Source organism: Microbacterium sp. TW_SC_2, from assembly GCF_055361165.1.
Genome location: NZ_CM143952.1, coordinates 2,763,132 through 2,781,444 on the forward strand (window position 1 = coordinate 2,763,132; position 18,313 = coordinate 2,781,444).

General features: G+C 70.3%; 14 protein-coding genes and 1 tRNA gene. 7 read left to right on the forward strand and 8 right to left on the reverse strand.

Annotation, left to right across the window (positions count from 1 at the left end; genetic code table 11):
* Positions 1–62: 62 nt before the first annotated feature.
* The 3 genes from ACWA14_RS13475 to ACWA14_RS13485 all read left to right on the forward strand — a co-directional run bounded on the left by ACWA14_RS13475 (position 63) and on the right by ACWA14_RS13485 (position 4,982).
* Positions 63–2,231 carry an MMPL family transporter gene (locus ACWA14_RS13475; protein WP_463794408.1) on the forward strand — a complete coding sequence of 723 codons (2,169 nt, stop codon included), beginning with the start codon at positions 63–65 and terminating at the stop codon, positions 2,229–2,231.
* A gap of 139 nt (positions 2,232–2,370) precedes the next feature.
* Positions 2,371–2,808: a hypothetical protein gene (locus ACWA14_RS13480; protein WP_463794409.1), complete on the forward strand. Its 438-nt coding sequence runs from the start codon at positions 2,371–2,373 to the stop codon at positions 2,806–2,808.
* Between the two features lie 110 nt (positions 2,809–2,918).
* Positions 2,919–4,982 carry a glycoside hydrolase family 10-like protein gene (locus ACWA14_RS13485; protein ID WP_463794412.1) on the forward strand — a complete coding sequence of 688 codons (2,064 nt, stop codon included), beginning with the start codon at positions 2,919–2,921 and terminating at the stop codon, positions 4,980–4,982.
* A gap of 84 nt (positions 4,983–5,066) precedes the next feature.
* Here ACWA14_RS13485 and ACWA14_RS13490 read toward each other — a convergent pair whose 3' ends face one another.
* Entirely contained in the window at positions 5,067–6,410 is a 1,344-nt protein-coding gene (locus ACWA14_RS13490) for a cytochrome P450 (protein WP_463794414.1), read from the reverse strand.
* Positions 6,411–6,557: 147 nt separating this feature from the next.
* Entirely contained in the window at positions 6,558–7,238 is a 681-nt protein-coding gene (locus tag ACWA14_RS13495) for a TetR/AcrR family transcriptional regulator (protein ID WP_463794417.1), read from the reverse strand.
* Positions 7,239–7,334: 96 nt separating this feature from the next.
* On the opposite strand from ACWA14_RS13495, the gene ACWA14_RS13500 reads away from it, so the two are divergent.
* Positions 7,335–7,976, forward strand: coding sequence for a hypothetical protein (locus ACWA14_RS13500; protein ID WP_463794419.1), 642 nt, complete (start codon positions 7,335–7,337; stop codon positions 7,974–7,976).
* Positions 7,977–7,998: 22 nt separating this feature from the next.
* Positions 7,999–9,564 (forward strand): alpha/beta hydrolase, encoded by a 1,566-nt coding sequence (locus tag ACWA14_RS13505; RefSeq protein WP_463794421.1) that lies wholly within the window; start codon positions 7,999–8,001, stop codon positions 9,562–9,564.
* A gap of 42 nt (positions 9,565–9,606) precedes the next feature.
* Here the strand turns inward: ACWA14_RS13505 and ACWA14_RS13510 are convergent, their stop codons facing one another.
* On the reverse strand, positions 9,607–10,062 hold the full coding sequence (locus tag ACWA14_RS13510) for a VOC family protein (protein ID WP_463794423.1): 456 nt from the start codon (positions 10,060–10,062) through the stop codon (positions 9,607–9,609).
* A 102-nt stretch (positions 10,063–10,164) separates the two neighbouring features.
* Between ACWA14_RS13510 and ACWA14_RS13515 the strand changes: the two genes are divergently transcribed.
* The gene (locus tag ACWA14_RS13515; RefSeq protein ID WP_463794425.1) at positions 10,165–11,151 is read left to right on the forward strand and encodes a helix-turn-helix transcriptional regulator; all 987 of its coding nucleotides are present in this window, start codon (positions 10,165–10,167) and stop codon (positions 11,149–11,151) included.
* Between the two features lie 172 nt (positions 11,152–11,323).
* Here ACWA14_RS13515 and ACWA14_RS13520 read toward each other — a convergent pair.
* Positions 11,324–11,414: transfer RNA gene (locus tag ACWA14_RS13520), tRNA-Ser, on the reverse strand.
* A 290-nt stretch (positions 11,415–11,704) separates the two neighbouring features.
* Between ACWA14_RS13520 and ACWA14_RS13525 the strand changes: the two genes are divergently transcribed.
* Positions 11,705–12,481: a hypothetical protein gene (locus ACWA14_RS13525; RefSeq protein WP_463794427.1), complete on the forward strand. Its 777-nt coding sequence runs from the start codon at positions 11,705–11,707 to the stop codon at positions 12,479–12,481.
* 3 nt (positions 12,482–12,484) lie between these two features.
* Here the strand turns inward: ACWA14_RS13525 and cydC are convergent, their stop codons facing one another.
* From cydC to ACWA14_RS13545, 4 genes are read right to left on the reverse strand one after another with little or no spacing between them, the layout of a single operon-like run.
* On the reverse strand, positions 12,485–14,203 hold the full coding sequence (gene cydC, locus ACWA14_RS13530; RefSeq protein WP_463794428.1) for a thiol reductant ABC exporter subunit CydC: 1,719 nt from the start codon (positions 14,201–14,203) through the stop codon (positions 12,485–12,487).
* Positions 14,200–15,855, reverse strand: coding sequence for a thiol reductant ABC exporter subunit CydD (gene cydD, locus ACWA14_RS13535; protein WP_463794430.1), 1,656 nt, complete (start codon positions 15,853–15,855; stop codon positions 14,200–14,202). The genes cydC and cydD overlap by 4 nt, the downstream gene beginning before the upstream one ends.
* Positions 15,852–16,880, reverse strand: coding sequence for a cytochrome d ubiquinol oxidase subunit II (gene cydB, locus ACWA14_RS13540; RefSeq protein ID WP_463794431.1), 1,029 nt, complete (start codon positions 16,878–16,880; stop codon positions 15,852–15,854). Before cydB ends, cydD begins: the two co-directional genes overlap by 4 nt.
* 14 nt (positions 16,881–16,894) lie before the next feature.
* Complete coding sequence (locus ACWA14_RS13545; protein ID WP_463794432.1) at positions 16,895–18,310, reverse strand: cytochrome ubiquinol oxidase subunit I; 1,416 nt, start codon at positions 18,308–18,310, stop codon at positions 16,895–16,897.
* Positions 18,311–18,313: the final 3 nt, after the last annotated feature.

Consider the following 18,313-nt stretch of genomic DNA (forward strand, 5'->3'; position numbering starts at 1 on the left):
CTCTATCTTGTTTCCAGTGTCGAATAGTTCGACTATCGAAGTATGTGACTTCCGGGAGAGACATGAAAGACGTTCTGCGGTTCCTGACATCGGCCAAGACGTCGTGGATCATGCTCGTGATCGCCGCGGTCGCCGCTGCCGGCCTCTTCAGCCTCGCGGGCTCCGAGAGCACCGAGACGGCTCCGTCGGTCGGGCTGCCCGACTCGGCCGAGTCCGTGCAGGTCGATGAGTTGCGCGAGCAGTTCGAGAGCGCCGACGGCACCTCCGCCCTCCTGGTGTTCGAATCCGAGGACGGCGAGCTGGACGCCGAGACCCTCGCCGCGATCGAGGAGAAGACCCGCGGCGACCTGGCCTCACTCTCCAGCGAGGGATTCGTGCCTCCTGCCCAGCTCTCGGACGACGGGACCGTCGCGCTCGTCGTCGTGCCCCTCGACGTCGAGGCCGATGTCGCCGCCCAGACCGAGCGCGCCCAGGAGCTCCGCGACGCGGCATCCGCCGATCTCGACGGGGTGCGCGTGTACCTGACCGGTGCCGAGGGCTTCGAGGTCGACATCGCCGCGGTGTTCGAGGGCGCCGACTTCACCCTCCTGCTCACCACCGTGGTCGTCGTCGCAGTGCTGCTGCTCATCACCTACCGCAGCCCGTGGCTGTGGCTCGTGCCGCTCGTCGTGATCGGTGTCGCCGACGCGCTGGCCGGCATCATCGCCCGCCAGGTGGCCGCGGCGGTGGGCATCCAGCTCGACGCCTCGGTCACCGGCATCCTGTCGGTGCTCGTGTTCGGCGCCGGCACGAACTACGCCCTCCTCCTCATCGCGCGCTACCGCGACGAGCTCCGCCTGCACGAGGACCGTCGTATAGCGATGCAGCGCGCGCTGCGCGGAGCGGGCCCCGCGATCATCGCGAGCGGGTCGACCGTCGCCCTCGCCCTGCTGACCCTGCTGCTCGCCGAACTGGCCGGGAACCGCGCCCTCGGCCTCGCGTGCGCCGTCGGCATCACGGTCGCGATGCTGTTCGCCCTCCTCGTGCTCCCGGCCGCCCTGGTGCTGTTCGGGCGGGGCCTGTTCTGGCCCTACATCCCCCGCTTCGGCTCCGCCGACGCGATCTCGCGCAGCCTGTGGGGAAAGCTGGGCCGCGGGGTCTCGCGTCGCCCGGCCATCATCGCCGCCTCCGGCTTCCTGGTGCTCGGCGCGATGGCGAGCGGACTCTTCTTCGTGCAGACCGGCCTCTCGCAGAACGACCGCTTCCTGCAGAAGCCCGAGGCCGTGCAGGGCCAGGAGGTGCTCGCCGAGGCGTTCTCCGCGGGCACGACCTCTCCCGCCGTCGTGATCGTGCCGATCGACGACGCGGCGGATGCCGTGGACGCACTGACCGACCTCGACGGCGTCGACGCGGTGATGGAGGGCGAGACGACCGACGAGTTCGCGCGCCTCGACGTCACCTTGAACGCGAGCGCCGAGACGGAGGAGGCCTTCGCAACGATCGATCGGATGCGGGCGACCCTCGACGACGTCGGAGACGGAACCGGGCTCGTCGGGGGTCTCGACGCCCAGGCGCTCGATGTGACCAACGCCCAGGCCCGCGACCAGGCATTGATCATCCCGCTCATCCTCGTGCTGGTGCTGCTCGTGCTGGTGATCCTGCTGCGGGCGCTCGTCGCTCCGCTGCTGCTGCTCCTCGCCGTGGTCGGCAGCTTCTTCTCCGCCGTGGGGCTCAGCTGGTGGCTCTTCCAGACCCCGCTGTTCGGGTTCCCCGCGATCGACACCAACGTGCTGCTGTTCAGCTTCCTGTTCCTGGTGGCCCTGGGTGTGGACTACAGCATCTTCCTGGTCACCCGGGCGAAGGAGGAATCGGAGCACCTCGGCGTCACGCAGGGCATGATCCGTGCCCTCGCCGCGACCGGAGCGGTCATCACCAGCGCCGGCATCCTGCTCGCCGCCGTGTTCGCGGTGCTCGGCGTGCTGCCGCTCATCACGCTGACGCAGATCGGCATCATCGTCTGCATCGGTGTGCTGATCGACACCCTCCTCGTGCGCACGGTGATCGTGCCGGCGCTCGCCTTCCTCACCGGCGACCGCTTCTGGTGGCCCCGCAAGCCCGTGCTCACCGACGCCGAGGCGAAGGAGCGCGGAGCGGATGCACTGGCGCCGCACGCCGGTGCGGTGAACGGAGCGGAGCCGCACGCGGCGACGACTCCGGAGCCGGCGCTGACGCGGAGGGCTGCGCGCCGGTGACGCGGACCCGCTGAGGAGCGCGCGGCCCGTCGACCTGCACGGACGGCGGGCCGCCCTCCCCCCGGGATCATCCCCTGGGGGGATACCGATACCTCGCACGCCCGATGCCCCGGCGGTCGGGGGCGACGAGGCTGGAGGTATGAACGCACGAACGGCCATCGCCACCCCCGCCCTGCTGCTCGCCGGGCTGCTGTCCCTCGCCGGCTGCTCCGCCTACGACAGCCTCGTCCACAAGCAGGCCACCTCGACTTTCGACGACGTCGCCGCCTTCCACGAGGGTGCCGAGGTCGATGCGGACTGGATCCCGGCCGACGCCACCGAGATCACCGTGCGCACCTCGACGCTCGAGGAGGCCGAGGACGCCGTGATCCTGCTCTCCGGCGACGCGGCACTCCCCGAGGCCTGCGTCGAGGTGGAGCGCTTCTCGGCGCCGGCGTGGACGCTCGAGGAGGCGCCGGATCCGTACACGGCGAAGACCGTGTTCGCCTGCGGCGACTGGAGCGTGATGCCCACCGACGACGGCTGGTACGGCTGGACACCGAACTCGGAGGAGGAGAAGGCCGCCGCCACGGGCTGATGCGCGGGAGGTCCACCCCTGGATTTCAGACGGCATCCATGGCACGTTAGTAGATAGTTTCATCTGCACAGAGATGTGTGGAAATTATTTCCGTAACGTGGGAGGCCTCAATGTTGAGAAGATCGATCGCTGTCGTCGCGGCTGCCGTGATGACGCTGGGAGTGGCGTCGGGGGCCGCAGCGGCACCGACCGCAGAAGAGGATCCGCTCTTCAAGTACGTCAAGGACGAGGCGGGCTCCTACGGCTACAGCACCGAGCCCGTGCAGACCTACCCGGGCTCCGGCGAGCAGGTGTCGATCCCGACCGAGCTCGTGCCGGAGAACCGGCGGTTCTCGAGCGCGTGGGTGGGGACGATCGGGAACTTGAACTTCGGCAAGCCCGCCGGCCCCGCGGACTTCGACGCGAAGTACGCGACCGTGCTCGACGACTTCGAGTCCTGGAACATGAACGCGGTCATCTTCCAGGTGCGGCCGCTGTTGGACGCCTACTACCCGTCGGAGCTGAACCCGTGGTCGGAGTTCCTCGGCGGACCTCAGGGCACCGATCCCGGCTACGACCCGCTGCAGAAGATGGTCGACGCGACCCACGCGCGCGGGATGGAGTTCCACGCCTGGCTGAACCCCTACCGCGTGACCAACACGAAGATGTCGGCCCCGGCGACCCTCGCCGCGCTCGGACTGACCGCCGAGGAGGTCAGAGCCCTCAGCATCCCCGAGTATCTCGCCGCGCTGAACGACGCCGCGATCCTCTCCGACGACAACTTCGCCGTGCAGCACCCCGACTGGGTGCTGTCGTTCGAGGAGAAGCTGTTCCTCGACCCCGGCCAGCCCGAGGTGCAGGCGTACGTGGCGGCCACGGTCGACGAGATCGTCGAGAACTACGACGTCGACGCGATCCACTTCGACGACTACTTCTACCCCTACCGCATCACGGTGGACGGGCAGAACGTGTTCTTCGGTGCGGCCGGCGAGGACCGCGCCACCTTCGAGGAGTTCGGACTCACCGCCGGCTACCCCGACTCCGCTGAGGGGATCGAGGCGTGGCGGCGCGACAACATCACGAGCCTGATCCAGCAGGTCGACGCCACGATCGACGCGCACAACGCGGCGGCCGGCACCGCTGTTCAGCTCGGCATCAGCCCGTTCGGCATCTGGGAGCACAAGGCCCTCGATCCCGCCGGGTCGAACACCCCGACCTCGTCGTCGCAGACCTACAGCAGCGCCGTGTTCGCCGACACCCGCGGCTGGGTGCAGGACGAGCTCGTCGACTACATCGTGCCGCAGATCTACTGGAGCTTCGACCAGGCCGCCGCGCCCTACGGCGAACTCGCGACGTGGTGGAGCGATGTCGCGGCCGACAGCCGGACGCAGGTCTACGTCGGACACGCGCTGTACAAGCACGTGAACAACGGCGGCTGGGAGGCGGCCTGGATGAACCCGGAGGAGGTCCCCCACCAGATCCGCTTCAACCAGAAGCTCGACGGGATCGACGGCAGCGTGCTGTTCAGCTACAACGACATGCAGCCGAGCGCGATCGCCACGCTGCCCGTCGACCAGCAGCCGAAGCATGAGGCGAAGAACACGGCGATCGATCTCCTGCGCTCCGAGGCCTTCGCATCCCCCACGATCGTCCCCGCGAAGCCGTGGCTCTCGGACGGCGCGGTCACCGCCCCCGTCGACGTCCGGATCGATGCCGACCGGCTCACCTGGCGCACGGGCGATGCCGGGGAAGCCCGCCAGTACGCGATCTACCGGGGCACCGGCAGTGCGGCCGAGGTCGCCGCCTCGCCCGGCACCCTCGTCGACACGGTGTGGGCGGGTGGCGGGACCGACTTCGCCTACGACCTGTCCTCCGCGGCGGACGCCGGAGCCTCCCCGACGTGGGTGGTCACCGCCCTCGACGCGGCCGCGGTGGAGAGCGAGGCCGTCTCCGCGGCCGAGACCACGCCGGAGCCCGAGAACCCGACCCCCACGGTCGAACCCACGGCCCCGCCCGTGGATGACGACACCTCGGACCGTGAGATCGGAGACGCGCAGAACAACAGCTCCTCGGCGACCGGCGATCTCGCGAACACCGGAGGCGGCATCCCGGCACTCGCCGTCTTCGCAGGACTCGGCCTTCTCGCCGTGGGGGCCGCGCTCCTCCGACGCGCGCACACACGGCGAGCGCACTGAGGGGTGTCGATCAGGGCATAGGAAGGGGCGGGATGCGTGCGCACGGCCGGCACGCATCCCGCCCCCTCGTCCGCGGCGGCGCGCTCAGTGGAACGGGCAGCCTCGTGCGCCGGTGGCTGAGGCATCCGTCGAGCGGACGCGGACGCCGGAGCGCGGCCGTGTGGGCAGGCGTCGCCGGTTCACGGCGAGGCCGTCGTCGAGAATGCGCAGATTCGGGTCGCTCAGCACCGCGATACCCGCGGAGAGGCCCGCGATGGCGAGCTTCTCTCCCGGGCACCGATGCCCCGTCTCGACGTCGGCACCCCCGTGGGGGATGAACGTCTTCAGGGTCTCGAAGTCGTCGACGTCGACGAAGCGTTCCGGCGCGAAGCGCTCCGGATGCGTCCACGACCGGTCATCGGTGTCGGTTCCGAGGATGTCGAGCACGACACGCCCGCCCGCGGCGACGTGCTGACCCTCGATGTCGATGTCGGCGATCGCGCGCCCCGGGAGCATCGGCACGAAGGGCGCGGTGCGGCGGATCTCCTGAGCGAACAGCGTCGCCAGCTCTCCTCCGACGAGCCGGCGGTTCTCGGCCGTCTCCTGCGCGATGCGCGTGCGCCAGTCACTGCGCCCGTGGAGCTCTCGACCTGCGAAGGCGACGAAGCGCGCGACAGCGATCATGGGGCGGATGCTGTTCTGCAGTTCGATACCCGCGACCCGCGCCGGAAGCAGATCTCCTGCCTGATCACGGTGGTGGGCCCAGATCGAGAGTGCAGTCTCCGGATCGGGCTGCAGCCGGCCGTCGCGTACGGCCTCGATGAGTCGGGCGGAATGCCGGTCGGACCACAGCCGGTTGAGTGCCGCGAGCGCGTAGGCAGGCGAGTACGGGGCACCGAACCCGTCGACGATCTGCGCCAGACGCGCGGACCACCGGGTCTTCGCTGCGGCGGTCCCCGGGAGCCCGGCCCACCCCATCACGGCTCGGCCCAAGGCGCCGGTCGCGGCCCCGTAGGCGGTGCGTGCGCCGCCGTCGATCCAGTCGGCGCGCTCGGCTTCCCACTCCCGCTCGAGCCACGGCGTCAGGCGGGCGACCTGCGCATCCTCGTAGGCGATGTCGACGAAGGCGCTCTTGCGATGCCGGTGCGCGTCACCGTCCAGGCTGTGCACGGACCCGTGCCCGAACAGGGTCTCCTGCACGAGCGCAGGCATCGCTCCGTGCCGCGCGATGCGGGTGTCGTCGTAGAACAGCGCGACGCCTTCCTCACCACGGACGAAGACCGCGTCGTGTCCGAGCATGCGCATCGGCGCGGCCCGCGCCCCCGGCTCCACCCGGTTCCAGATCCGCTTCCCGAAGTCGTAGCCCCGGATGAGGACGAAGGGAGCGTCGTCGGCGGACAGGGCGCGCAGTGCCTGCAGCGCGCGGTGCGGGATGTTCGTGGATGTCATGGGGCGACGCTCCCAGGGAGACGGGGAAAGCGCGAGGGGGAAGCGCAGAAGAGCCGCCTGTGGTAGACCGCCAACGCGGTCGTCGATGAGGACGCGGCATCGATGCTGCGGTGCCGGACCTCATCCTCCGGTCCCGCTCGCGTGACCTCATCCCGCGGGGTGGCGAGGGCGATCGGGAGGGGACTTTCTTCTCACCGCGCTTGCGCCGTCGCCTCCTCGGTCGCGGGCCCCCCCGCTCGTGACCGCGTGGACGGCGAGCCGCAGGCTCTCGTGCTCGACCTCGAGGCGCACCGCCTCGGAGGGCAGCGCGCGCTCGGCCATGAGGCCGGTCGTGACGGTGGTGAGGAACCGCGCCCGCTCTTCGATCCTCCCCGCCGGGATCGCTCCTTCCTCCACCAGCGTGGACAGCCACTCCTCGATGCGATGACGCCCCATGCGATCCAGCGCGAGGTAGGTGGCGGCCTCGTCCTCCGAGGGGGGTGAGGCGACGTACGCCTCGTACAGCGCGCCCCACTGCTGCCGGGCGCGATCGCCGATGCCGACCTGGGCGAGGAGCATCTGCAGACACGCCACGAGGCGCTCCGACGGCGTCAGGGAGTGATCGTTGATCGGATCGTCCGGGATCTCGAGGTCGTACATCGCCCCGACCACCGTCTCCACGAGTTCTCGCTGCGTCGGGAAGAAGTGCCGCAGGGACCCCGTGCTCACCTGGGCGCGAGCGGCCACCGCCCGCACGCTCAAGCGCGCGGTGGGATTCTCCCCGAGCATCGTCGCCGCGGCGATGAGGATCTTGGCGCGGGTTCCCGGCTCGTCCGATTCGACATCCATGTGTTCCACCCTCTCGTGTGACACCTGTCTATCACAGTGTGCTAGCTTAATCCCTCGTCACTATCACACTGTACTAATCCGAGGGGGATCACGACGATGGGCATCCAGAACTGGCGCATCCGACGAGTCCGAACCGGCTCCGGCGAACCCCTGCGGCGCTACCGCTGGTGGCAGATGTTCGGCCGATCGCTGCGCTCGATCGCACTGACCTCGCCGGACGGCTCGTCCCGGGTCTACGCCGTCGACGTCCGCCACGCCGGCGACATGACCGACGGCGAGGTCCGCGCCCGCCTCTACGTCGACGGCGCGCTGGAGTCGTTCGCGAAGATGCCCACCCGATTCCCCGTGCCCGGGGGTCACATCGAGGTCGCGATCACCGGCTTCGGGCTCCGGCGATGCCACTACGTGCGGCCCGACGGCACCGAGCAGCAGCTGACCCCCGACCCGGCATCCGCCGAAGGGCGTCGCGCTCGCCTGCACCAGCGGCATCCCGGCGTGAGCCGGGTGGTCGGGCTCGTCTCGATCGTGTTCGTCGTCGTCGGCCTCGGCGTGGAGGTGCCCCAGATCGTCGCGGCGCTCTCGCAGATCCCGCTGATCGCCGACTCGATCGGAACCTTCACCTCCCCCGTCCGGCTCCCCCTCCCCCTCAATCTGCTCATCGGGCTCGCGGCCGTGCTCGGCAGCACCGAACGCGCCCGGCGGATGCGATCGAGCTGGATCGATGAACTCGCCAGCTGACACCCTCACGAAAGGACCGACCATGACGAACCGAGAAGACCGACGGCGATGGGCGGCACGAGGCCTGATCGCGGCCGCCGCCGCCTCCCTGCTCGTGCTCGCCGGATGCACCGCCGCGACCTCCGACGACCAGGGAACCTCGACCGAGACCACGCGGGAGCAGTTCCGGGAGCAGGAGCTCGACTTCGGGCCCTGCGACCCCGCGATCGTGGGCTCGCAGCCCGATGTCCCGGAGATCGTCGCAGCGGCCGAGAGCGCCGAGTGCGCCACGCTCACGGTGCCGATCGACTACGACGACCTCGACGGCGAGACGCTCGAGATCGCCGTGACGCGCATCGCCGCCACCGGAGACGACCGGATCGGCTCCGTCGTCCTGAATCCCGGCGGCCCGGGCGCGCAGGCGACCACCTTCGCTCCCCTCGTCGCCGCCCTGTGGGCCGGGGGGCCGGTCACCGAACGCTTCGACATCGTGGGCTTCGACCCTCGGGGCGTCGGCCTCAGCAGCCCGGCCGTCGACTGCTACACCGATGCCGAGCGAGACGCCGACGCTCCGCTCTCGGCGCTCGGCGAGTGGACGTCGGAGTCCGCACGCGAGATCGTCGACAAGTGCGCGGACGGCTCGGGAAGCGAGGCGGTGCTCGCGCATCTGGGGACGCGCGACGCCGCTCGCGACATGGACGTGCTCCGCGCCGCACTCGGCGACGACGAGCTGACGTTCGCCGGCGTGAGCTACGGCACCCGACTGGGAGCGGTGTACGCGGAGATGTTCCCGGAGAACGTCCGGGCGCTCGTCCTGGACGGCGCCGTGGACCCCCGCAAGAACACCGCGGACCGCCGGATCCAGCTCAGCGCGGGACTGCAGGCGTCGTTCCAGCGCTTCGCCGATCACTGCGCGACTCAGCCCGCATGCCCCCTGGGCACGGACCCGGCGCAGGCCACGACAGCGGTTCAGGAGCTCACGCGGCCGCTCGTCGACGAGCCGCTGACCGCCGCCGACGGCCGCGAGGTCGGCTTCCTCGCAGCGAACGAGGCGATCGTGGCCGGCCTCTACTCCGAGGCGAGCTGGCCCGCCATCATCGCAGGGCTCTCGGAGTTGCAGGCGGGGCGACCGGATGCCCTCCTCGCCCTGCGCGACGGATACTACGGCCGCTCGGCGAGCGGGGAGTACACGAACTCCTACGAGGCACTCTTCGCCATCAACTGCCTCGACGAAGAACGCTTCACCGCCGCGGAGATGGCGCAGCTCGGCGACGACCTCAACGAGGCCGTGCCCTTCCTCGACCCGGGCACCGACCCCGCCACGCAGGACGGGTGCGCGTTCTGGCCCGCCGAGCCGACCCTCGGCTCCCCCTACGCCACCGACGTCGAGGGACTGCCCGAGGTGCTCGTCATCTCCGCCACCGGAGATCCCGTGACGCCCCACGACGGCGGCATCAGCCTGGCCGAGACGCTCGGCGCACGGCTGCTCACCGTCGACGGCAACCAGCACGGCACCGTCATCTCCCGCAACGCGTGCGTCGACGGGATCGTCGCCGACTACCTCGTCGACCTCGAGCTGCCGGAGGATGGCGCCCGCTGCGAGCTGTGAGTCCCGGGTGCGGACCGGAGGTCCGCACCCGGGAGCTGAGGATCAGTTCGCGGCGACGCTGATGCTCCAGGTGACGCCGAACCGGTCGGTGAGCATCCCGAAGCCGGGGCTCCACGCGGACGCGGCGAGGGGTTCGACGATCGTGGCGTCCGCGGCGAGGCGGTCCCAGTAGCCCTGCAGCTCCTCGATGCTGTCGGCGCTGAGGGAGACGAACAGGGCCTGGTCGGTGACCGTGATGTGGTTCTCGCGGCGGGTCGCACCGCCGCCGGCGAGACCGCCTTCCGTGTGGCCGGGGATGTCGTAGCCCATGACCCGGAAGCCGTTCTCGGCGGCGACGAGGCCGAAGACGACTTTGTCCGCGCCGGGGACGTCTGCCGGCATCCCGAAGTCGGCGTAGGTGTTGATCACGACGGGGCAGCCGAAGACGGCCCCGTAGAAGTCCAGCGCTGCACGGGCATCGCCGCGGAAGTTCAGGTGGGTGGTGGTCTGGATGCTCATGGGTGCTCCTTGCGTCGGGTCCCGACCTGTCTCGGTGGGTGACATCAGCGTTTCAGGCCAGGAGGTCAGATCGTGTCCTAGTTCGGTCATAGAGTCGACGACATGACTTCCCCGACCTCGCGGCTCCTGACTCTGCTGTCGTTGCTGCAGACCCGACGCGACTGGCCGGGGTCGCTGCTCGCCGAGCGGCTCGAGGTCAGCGACCGGACCGTGCGGCGCGACATCGAGCGCCTCCGCGAGATGGGGTACACGATCGACGCGACCCTGGGACGGGATGGCGGGTACCGGCTCGCAGCAGGCAGCGAACTGCCACCGATGCTGTTCGACGACGATCAGACCGTCGCGATCGCGGTCGCGTTGCAGACCGCCTCGGTCGCCGGAGCGGAGATCGGCGAGGGTGCCATCCGGGCGCTGGCGACGATGCGACAGGTGATGCCTTCCCGCCTCCGCCATCGCCTCGATGCCCTGGAGGTCACCGCGATCCGGCAGCGGCCGGGAGAGGAGACGCCCGGCGGGATCTCGATGGAGGTGCTGCTGTCGCTGACGACCGCGATCCACGCCCGCGAGGTGCTCCGCTTCGACTATGCGCCGCGCATCGCGCCGATCGACGATCCCTTCCGCCCACCGCGTCGGGTGGAGCCGCACCACCTCGTCACCGCGCGGGGTCGTTGGTATCTCCTCGCGTGGGACCTGGAGCGAGACGATTGGCGCCTGTTCAGCGCCGATCGGATCACGCCCCGCGTCCCCACCGGTCCTCGCTTCACCCCGCACGAGGTCCCGGGCGGCGATGTGCACGACTTCGTCTCCGCCCGCTTCAAGGGCTCCGACGTGAACCAGTGGCCCTGCCGCGGCACCGTGATCCTCGACCTCCCCGTCGAAGAGGTACTGCCCTTCGCAGGCGACGGCACCGTACGCCCGCACAGCGACGGACGCTGCACGCTCGAATCCGGATCATGGTCGTGGGGGTCACTCGCCGCCTCATACGGCCGCTTCGAAGTGGCGATGGAGGTCATCGACCCGCCCGAGCTCGCCGAGGCTTTCGCCGTGCTCGCGAACCGCTACCGCGACACCGTCACCGCGTCCCGATGAGATCTCCTCTCGGCGGAGGTCGAGAAGACGCGCGACGCGGTCCTCCGATGTGATGCTCGAATCGGTCGCCCGCACGACGGAATGCCAGGAGAGGACTCCGAGGCCGCTCTTCCTCGATGACCTCGCCCCGCCCCGGACACGGAAAAACCCCCTCGCGAAGAGGGGGCTTCCATGGCGGTGACGGTGGGATTTGAACCCACGGTAGGGGGTTACCCTACACAACTTTTCGAGAGTTGCACCTTCGGCCGCTCGGACACGTCACCGCGGAACAGCTTACGCGACGCGGGGCGGCGGCGCGAATCGACGCCGCCCCTGTGTGCCGACCGGCCCCCTTCTGCGCGAGCCGCCCCTCTGTGAACGCTCAGAGAGGGGTGGCTCGCACAAAGAGGGGCCGCTCGGCGAAGGGGCCGCTCGGCGAAAGGGGGCCGCTCGGCGAAGGGGGCGGTCGACGGACGGGGCGAGAGGAGAAGCGGTTATGCACGGGACGGGGGCGGATGCGGAGAACACGAGCGCCTTAGGATGGCCTCAGCACCCGAAGGAAGGATGCTCCACCGTGAGTTTCGTGACCTCTGCCGCACTCGCCGAGACGGGCTACGTCGCTCTCAGCGACCACGACCAGTCCCGTGACCCCGCCGAATGGCTCGATCTGGAGTACATCGGCTGGCGGTCCTCCGGCATCACCCGCTTCGCCCCGCTCGCCAGCTACGCCGGAGCCGTGGAGTGCAACGGCTTCTGGAACCAGACCCCGCCCCGCACCGACAAGGACGGGGTCTGGGTGCCCTCGCAGGTGGCGATCGCCCCCACGCTGCAGCGCCGCGCGCAGGAGCCCGGCGCCACGATCGGCCGGTGCCGCGTGATCGAGCTGCAGCCCAACGAGTACGCCGACGCGATCTACAACCTGCACCAGGACGACAACAACCGTCTGAACCAGGAGGGCACGGGCTGGGTGGTCCGGGGCTACTACAACCTCACGGACGACCCCGACTCGATGCTCATCCTCCGCAGCGACCGGTTCGATCCGGCCACCGAGATCCGGCTGCCGTTGCGGGGCGGCTCGCGCATCATCGTCGACACCCAGCGCTTCTGGCACGCGGTCTGGCACCGGGGCACCGCCCCTCGTTACGCCCTCATCACCTCGTGGACGTCCGGACCCGAACTCGACGCCTACATCGCCGAGAACCACGGCGACCCGCATCCCCCCACCGTCGCGCTCGACGACCGCATCGTCGACGCGGCGCAGGTCGAGATGCACCGCCGCATCGAGGAGCGCCGGCGCGCGTTCGAAGCCCAGGGCATCGTGATGGAGCCGCCGAGGCCGCTGCACCGCTGAGCCTCAGACCGTGCGGCCGCCCTCGAGCCGCACGACGCGGTCGACCGTCCCGACGGGCGGCTCGACGTGCGAGATCAGCAGCACCGACTGCTCCCCCGCCGCCTGCAGCAGGTCGCGCAGCAGCGCCTCCGACGCATCGGCATCGACCCCGGCGGTCGGCTCGTCGAGCACCAGCACCGGGAACCCCCGCAGCAGGGCCCGCGCGAGGGCGATGCGCTGGGCCTGCCCGCCCGACACGAGCGCGCCGCGGTCGCCCACGCGTGCGTCGAGCCCGCCCCGCTCCTGCGCCCACGCACCGAGTCCGACCCGCTCGAGCACCGCGCGCAGCTCGTCGTCGGTCGCGGTGTCGCGCGCGAACAGCAGGTTCTGGCGGATGTCCTCGTCGAACAGCTGCGGGCTCTGCTCGCACAGCCCCACCACGCGCCGCAGCGCGGGTCCGGAGACGGATGCCGCATCGACCCCGTCGAGCGTGTACTCCCCCTCCGCCCGCAGGAAGCCGACCAGCACGGCCGCGAGCGAGCTCTTCCCCGCGCCACTCGGGCCGGCGACCAGCACCCGCTCCCCCGGTCGCACCTCGAGGTCCACACCGCGCAGCGCCGGCGCACCGCCCGGCCACTGCGCCCGCACCTCGCGCAGACGCAGAGTCGGCGTCTGCGCCGTCATCGCACGGGCCCCGGCAGCATCCGCGGTGACGTCGTCCGTGCCGTCATCCGGCCGCAGCTCCTCGGGCATGCGCGCGGGCAGGATCTCGACGATGCGCTCGGCGCTCGCGCGCACACTGCGCCAGGATGCCGCGGCCACCGGCACCGCACCGAACACCTCGAACACGACCATCGGCACCAGTACGACCACGGCCAGCCAGGGTCCGTCGATCGCTCCGGTCGCGAGCCCGGGAGCGGCGACCGCGATCGCCCACACCGACGCCGCACCCGCGACCACGGAGATCACCCCGGCAGCCACCGCCTGCGCGAGCGATGCCCGGTTCACGACCCGGCGCAGCGCGGCATCCGCCGTCGTCACCCGCGCGCGCGCCTGCTCCTCCGCGCCGTAGGCGAGCAGCACGTCGAGCGAGCCCATGTAATCGACGAGCGCGGCCGACAGCTCGGCACGCCGAGCCGACACGCGTTCCTCGGCACGGGAGCCGAACCACCACCCCATGCCGATCGCGGCGGCGGCGGCGATCGCCAGGCATGCCGCCAGGGTGAGGGCAGCCGGCGGGGAGATCACCGCGATGAACCCGACGGCGCCGAGCGCGACGACGCCGGCGACCGCGAGCGGCTGCACCACGCGCAACGGCAGGTTCTGCAGATTGTCGACGTCATCCACGAGCGTCGAGAGCAACTGACCGCGGTCGGTCGACCCGAGCCCCGCGGGCGACAGCGGGATGAGCCGGCGCACGAGGTCCGCACGCGGGGCGGCCAGCTGGCGCAGCGCGGCGTCATGCCCGCTCAGTCGTTCGAGGTAGCGGAACACGGCACGTGACACCGCGAAGAACCGCACCCCGACCACCGCGATCGACAGAGGCACGAGCGAGTCGACGATGGAGGCACTCACGATCAACCAGCCGCTCACCGCGAGCAGGCTCACGGCGGCGCCCGCCGACAGCACTCCCCACAGCAGCCCGGGCAGGAAGCGGCGCACGGGCGGCTGCGCCAGACGCAGCACCTCGGCGACGCGCGCCGAGCGGGCGGAACCCGAGGGTTGGACGCGAGAGAGGCTCATGCGTGCACCCCCATCGACACGACGTGCGTGGCGATCTCCCGCGCCGAGCGGCGGTGGGAGACGAGGACGATCAGGGCCCCGGCATCCGCCCGGCGACGCAGCGAATGCCACAGGCGCGCCTCGGTCTCGGGGTCGAGGGCGCTGGACGGTTCATCGAGCAGCAGCACCCGGTGCGGATCGCCGGCGTGGCGGTAGAGGGCTCGAGCGACCGCGACGCGCTGCGCCTGTCCCCCGGAGAGCCCGCTCCCCTGCACGCCGAGCTCGAGCGCGGCATCGATCCCGTCCGCACAGGCAGCGTCGAGGGCCTCGCGCACGCGCACGGCATCCGGGCCCGGATCACCGAGGGCGACGTTCTCGGCGACGGAGCCCTGCAGGAGCCCCGGAGCCTGCCCGGCCCAGGCGAGCCACTCCGCCGGGGCGAGCGCCCGCACGTCGACGCCGCCGAACACCGCGCGACCCTCGAACGGCGCCGCACCCCGCAGCGCCGCGAGCAGACTCGACTTCCCCACCCCGCTCGGCCCCTCGATCAGCGTGATCGTTCCCGGACCCGCCGTGAACGACATCGGCGGCAGGTCGCGCACGCGCAGACCGTCCACGACGAGTACGGCGTCCCCGGCGGTCGCCGCATCCCCGGCATCCGCTACCTGCAGGAACAACGGCGATCCGTCGGAGGAAACCCCGACGTCACCCCCGGCACGCCGCCGCGCGCCGGCCTCGTCGAGCACCGCGAACACATCCTCGGTCGCCGCGACGCCCTCCGACGCGGCGTGGAACTGCACGCCGACCTGACGGATCGGGAGGAACGCCTCGGGCGCCAACAGCAGCACGAACAGCCCCACCTCGAGCGAGAGGTCGCCGGAGAGCAGCCGGAACCCGACCGACACCGCGATCAGGGCCACGGCGAGCGACGACAGCAGCTCCATCGCGAAGCCCGACAGGAACGAGTACCGCAGCACCTTCATGGTCTCGCGGCGGTACTCCTCCGACGTCGACTCGATCCGATCCGCCGCCCGCCGATCCCGACCGAACAGCCGCAGTGTCGAGAGTCCCTGCACGGTGTCGGCGAAGCGCACGGCCAGCCGCTGCAGCGTCTGCCACTGCTTCTGCTGCACGGTGCGCGTGGCCATGCCGATCAGGATCAGGAACAGCGGGATCAGCGGCAGGGTGATGGCCGCGGTCAGTCCGCTCGGCCAGTCCTGCCACCACATCACGGCGAGCAGCACGGGCGTCGCGATCGCGGTCAGCACGAGCTGCGGGATGTAGCGGGCGAAGTAGGCGTCGAGCGCCTCGAGGCCGTGTCCGGCCGTCACGGCGAGCGCGGTGCGGTTGCGTTGCGCGAGCCACCCCGGCCCGAGCACGCCGATCGCGCGCATCAGCACCGCCCGCAGCTCCGCCCCGGTCTTCGCGGCAGCCCGGGTGCCCGCGGCGTCGGACGCGGCGATCAGCAGTCCGCGCAGGAGTGCCACCGCGAGCAGCCCGAGCAGGGAGCCGCTGACGTCGCGCCCCGCGATCGCCCCGGTCACGGCATCCGTCAGCAGCCACGCGAACACGATCACGACCGCGGTCTGCACGACGCCGATCAGCGCGGATGCCGCGAGGAACCCCCTCGCGGCCCGCGCGTATCGCAGCAGTCTCGGATCGACGGGTTTCACGCGTGCGCCGGTGCTCCTTCGATCGAGCTGCGGGTGACCCGCTTGCGGAACACCCAGTATGTCCAGCCCTGGTACAAGAGTACGAGGGGCAGGGCGATCAGGGCGGTCCAGCTCATGATCGTGAGCGTGTACGGCGTGCTCGAGGCGTTCTGGATCGTCAGGCTGTAGGCCGGGTCGATCGTCGACGGCAGCACGTACGGGAACAACGCCGTGAACAGCATCACGACCGCGAACAGCACGGTGAGGATGCCGGCGAAGAACGCCTGCCCGTCTCGTCCGCTCCGCGAGAGGATGATCGCGCTCAGCAGCGAGACGGCGGCCACGGCGCCCGTCGCCGCGACGAGCCAGAGCAGCGGGGCTTCACGGTCCGCGGCCAGGGCGATCGTCCAGACGACGGTGGCGGCGGCGGCCAGCACCGTCGGGATCGCGGCGCGGGCGGCGAGCGTGCGGGCATCCTGATGCACCGGGCCGTCGGTCTTGAGCGCGACGAACAGCACGCCGTGCAGGAAGAACAGCAGCAGCGTCGTCGCGCCCACCAGCAGCGCGTACGGGTTCAGCAGGGCGAAGAACCCGCCCACGTAGATGTGGTTCTCATCCAGCGCGACGCCCTGCACGATGTTGCCGAACGCGACGCCCCAGAGGAACGCGGGCACGGCGGAGCCGATCACGATCATCCGGTCGAAGCCGCGCTTCCACGCCGCCGACTCGCGCTGATGCCGGTATTCGAACGAGACACCGCGCAGGATCAGTGCGAGCAGGATCAGCAGCAGCGGCAGGTAGAACCCGCTGAACAGGCTCGCGTACCACTCGGGGAACGACGCGAACAGCACGGCACCGGCCACGATGACCCAGGTCTCGTTGAGGTCCCAGATCGGGCCGATCGTGTTGATGACCTGGCGGCGCGACACGTCGTTCCTGCCGAGGAACGGCAGCGACATGCCGACTCCGAAGTCGAAGCCGTCGAGCACGAAGTAGCCGACGAAGAAGAAGCCGACGATCCAGAACCAGAGCGTTGCGAGATCCATGATGCTCCTCCCTCTCAGTACACGACCGACGGCAGCTGGGCCGTCTCGTCGTGGGGTTGCTCGGTGGTGTCGGGGCCCTTCTGGGCCGCGCGGATGATCAGGCGGATCTCGACCACGGCGAGCGCGGCGTAGATCGCGGTGAAGGCGATCAGCGAGATGAGCACCTCGAGACCGGAGACGCCCGGCGAGACGCCGTCCTGCGTGGTCATCAGCCCGAACACGATCCAGGGCTGCCTGCCCATCTCGGTGAAGACCCAGCCCATGATGTTCGCGGCCAGCGCGAGCGGGAACGACCAGATCGCGAGCTTCCACATCCACTGCGTCGGGGGCTTCTTGGCGCCCTTGCGGGTGAGCCACAGGCCGATCACGGCGACGAGGCCGGCGGCCATGCCCAGGCCGATCATCCAGCGGAACGCCCAGTACGTGACCCACAGGATCGGGGCGAAGTCGGTGAGACCGGTGTCGGCGTAGGTGAGCGCGTACTCGGCGTTCAGGTCGTTGATGCCGTGCACGCAGGCGTCGAGCGTGTGCGTGGACAGCAGCGACAGCAGGAACGGCACGCGGATCGAGAAGAGCTCGGAGCTGCCGTCGGGCGTGCCGAGGGTGAAGATGCTGAACGAGGCGTCGGCGCCGCACACGGTGTTGAACGTCGCTTCGGCGGCGGCCATCTTCATCGGCTGCGCCGCGTACATCGCGAGCCCGAGCTGGTCGCCCGTGAGCACGACGCCCGCGGTCGAGACGATCATGGCCCAGAGGCCGAACTTGAGCGAGATGCGCATCGTGTCGAAGTGCTGGCCGCGCGACAGGTGCCAGGCCGAGACCGAGATCACCACACCGGCGGCGAACATGAGGGCGCCGAAGATCGTGTGCGGGAACGCCGCCAGCGCGACCGGGTTCGTCAGCAGCGCCCAGAAGTCGGTGAGCTCCGCCCGGTTCGTCTCGGGGTTGAACACGTAGCCGACCGGGTTCTGCATGAACGCGTTGGCGGCGATGATGAAGTACGCCGACAGGATGCTGCCGATCGACACGCACCAGATCGTGGCGAGGTGCAGCTTCTGCGGGAGCTTGTCCCAGCCGAAGATCCACAGTCCGATGAACGTCGCCTCGAAGAAGAAGGCGAGCAGCCCCTCGAACGCCAGCGGGGCACCGAACACGTCACCGACGAAGCGCGAGTAGTCCGACCAGTTCATGCCGAACTGGAACTCCTGCACGATGCCGGTGACCACGCCCATGGCGAAGTTGATGAGGAAGATCTTGCCGAAGAAGCGCGTGAGGTGCAGGTACTGCACCTTGCCGGTGCGCACCCACGCGGTCTGGAAGATCGCCGCGACCAGGGCCATGCCGATCGTGAGAGGCACGAAGAGGTAGTGGTAGACGGTCGTGAGCCCGAACTGCCATCGCGACAGCACAAGCGGGTCGAGCCATTCCATGGA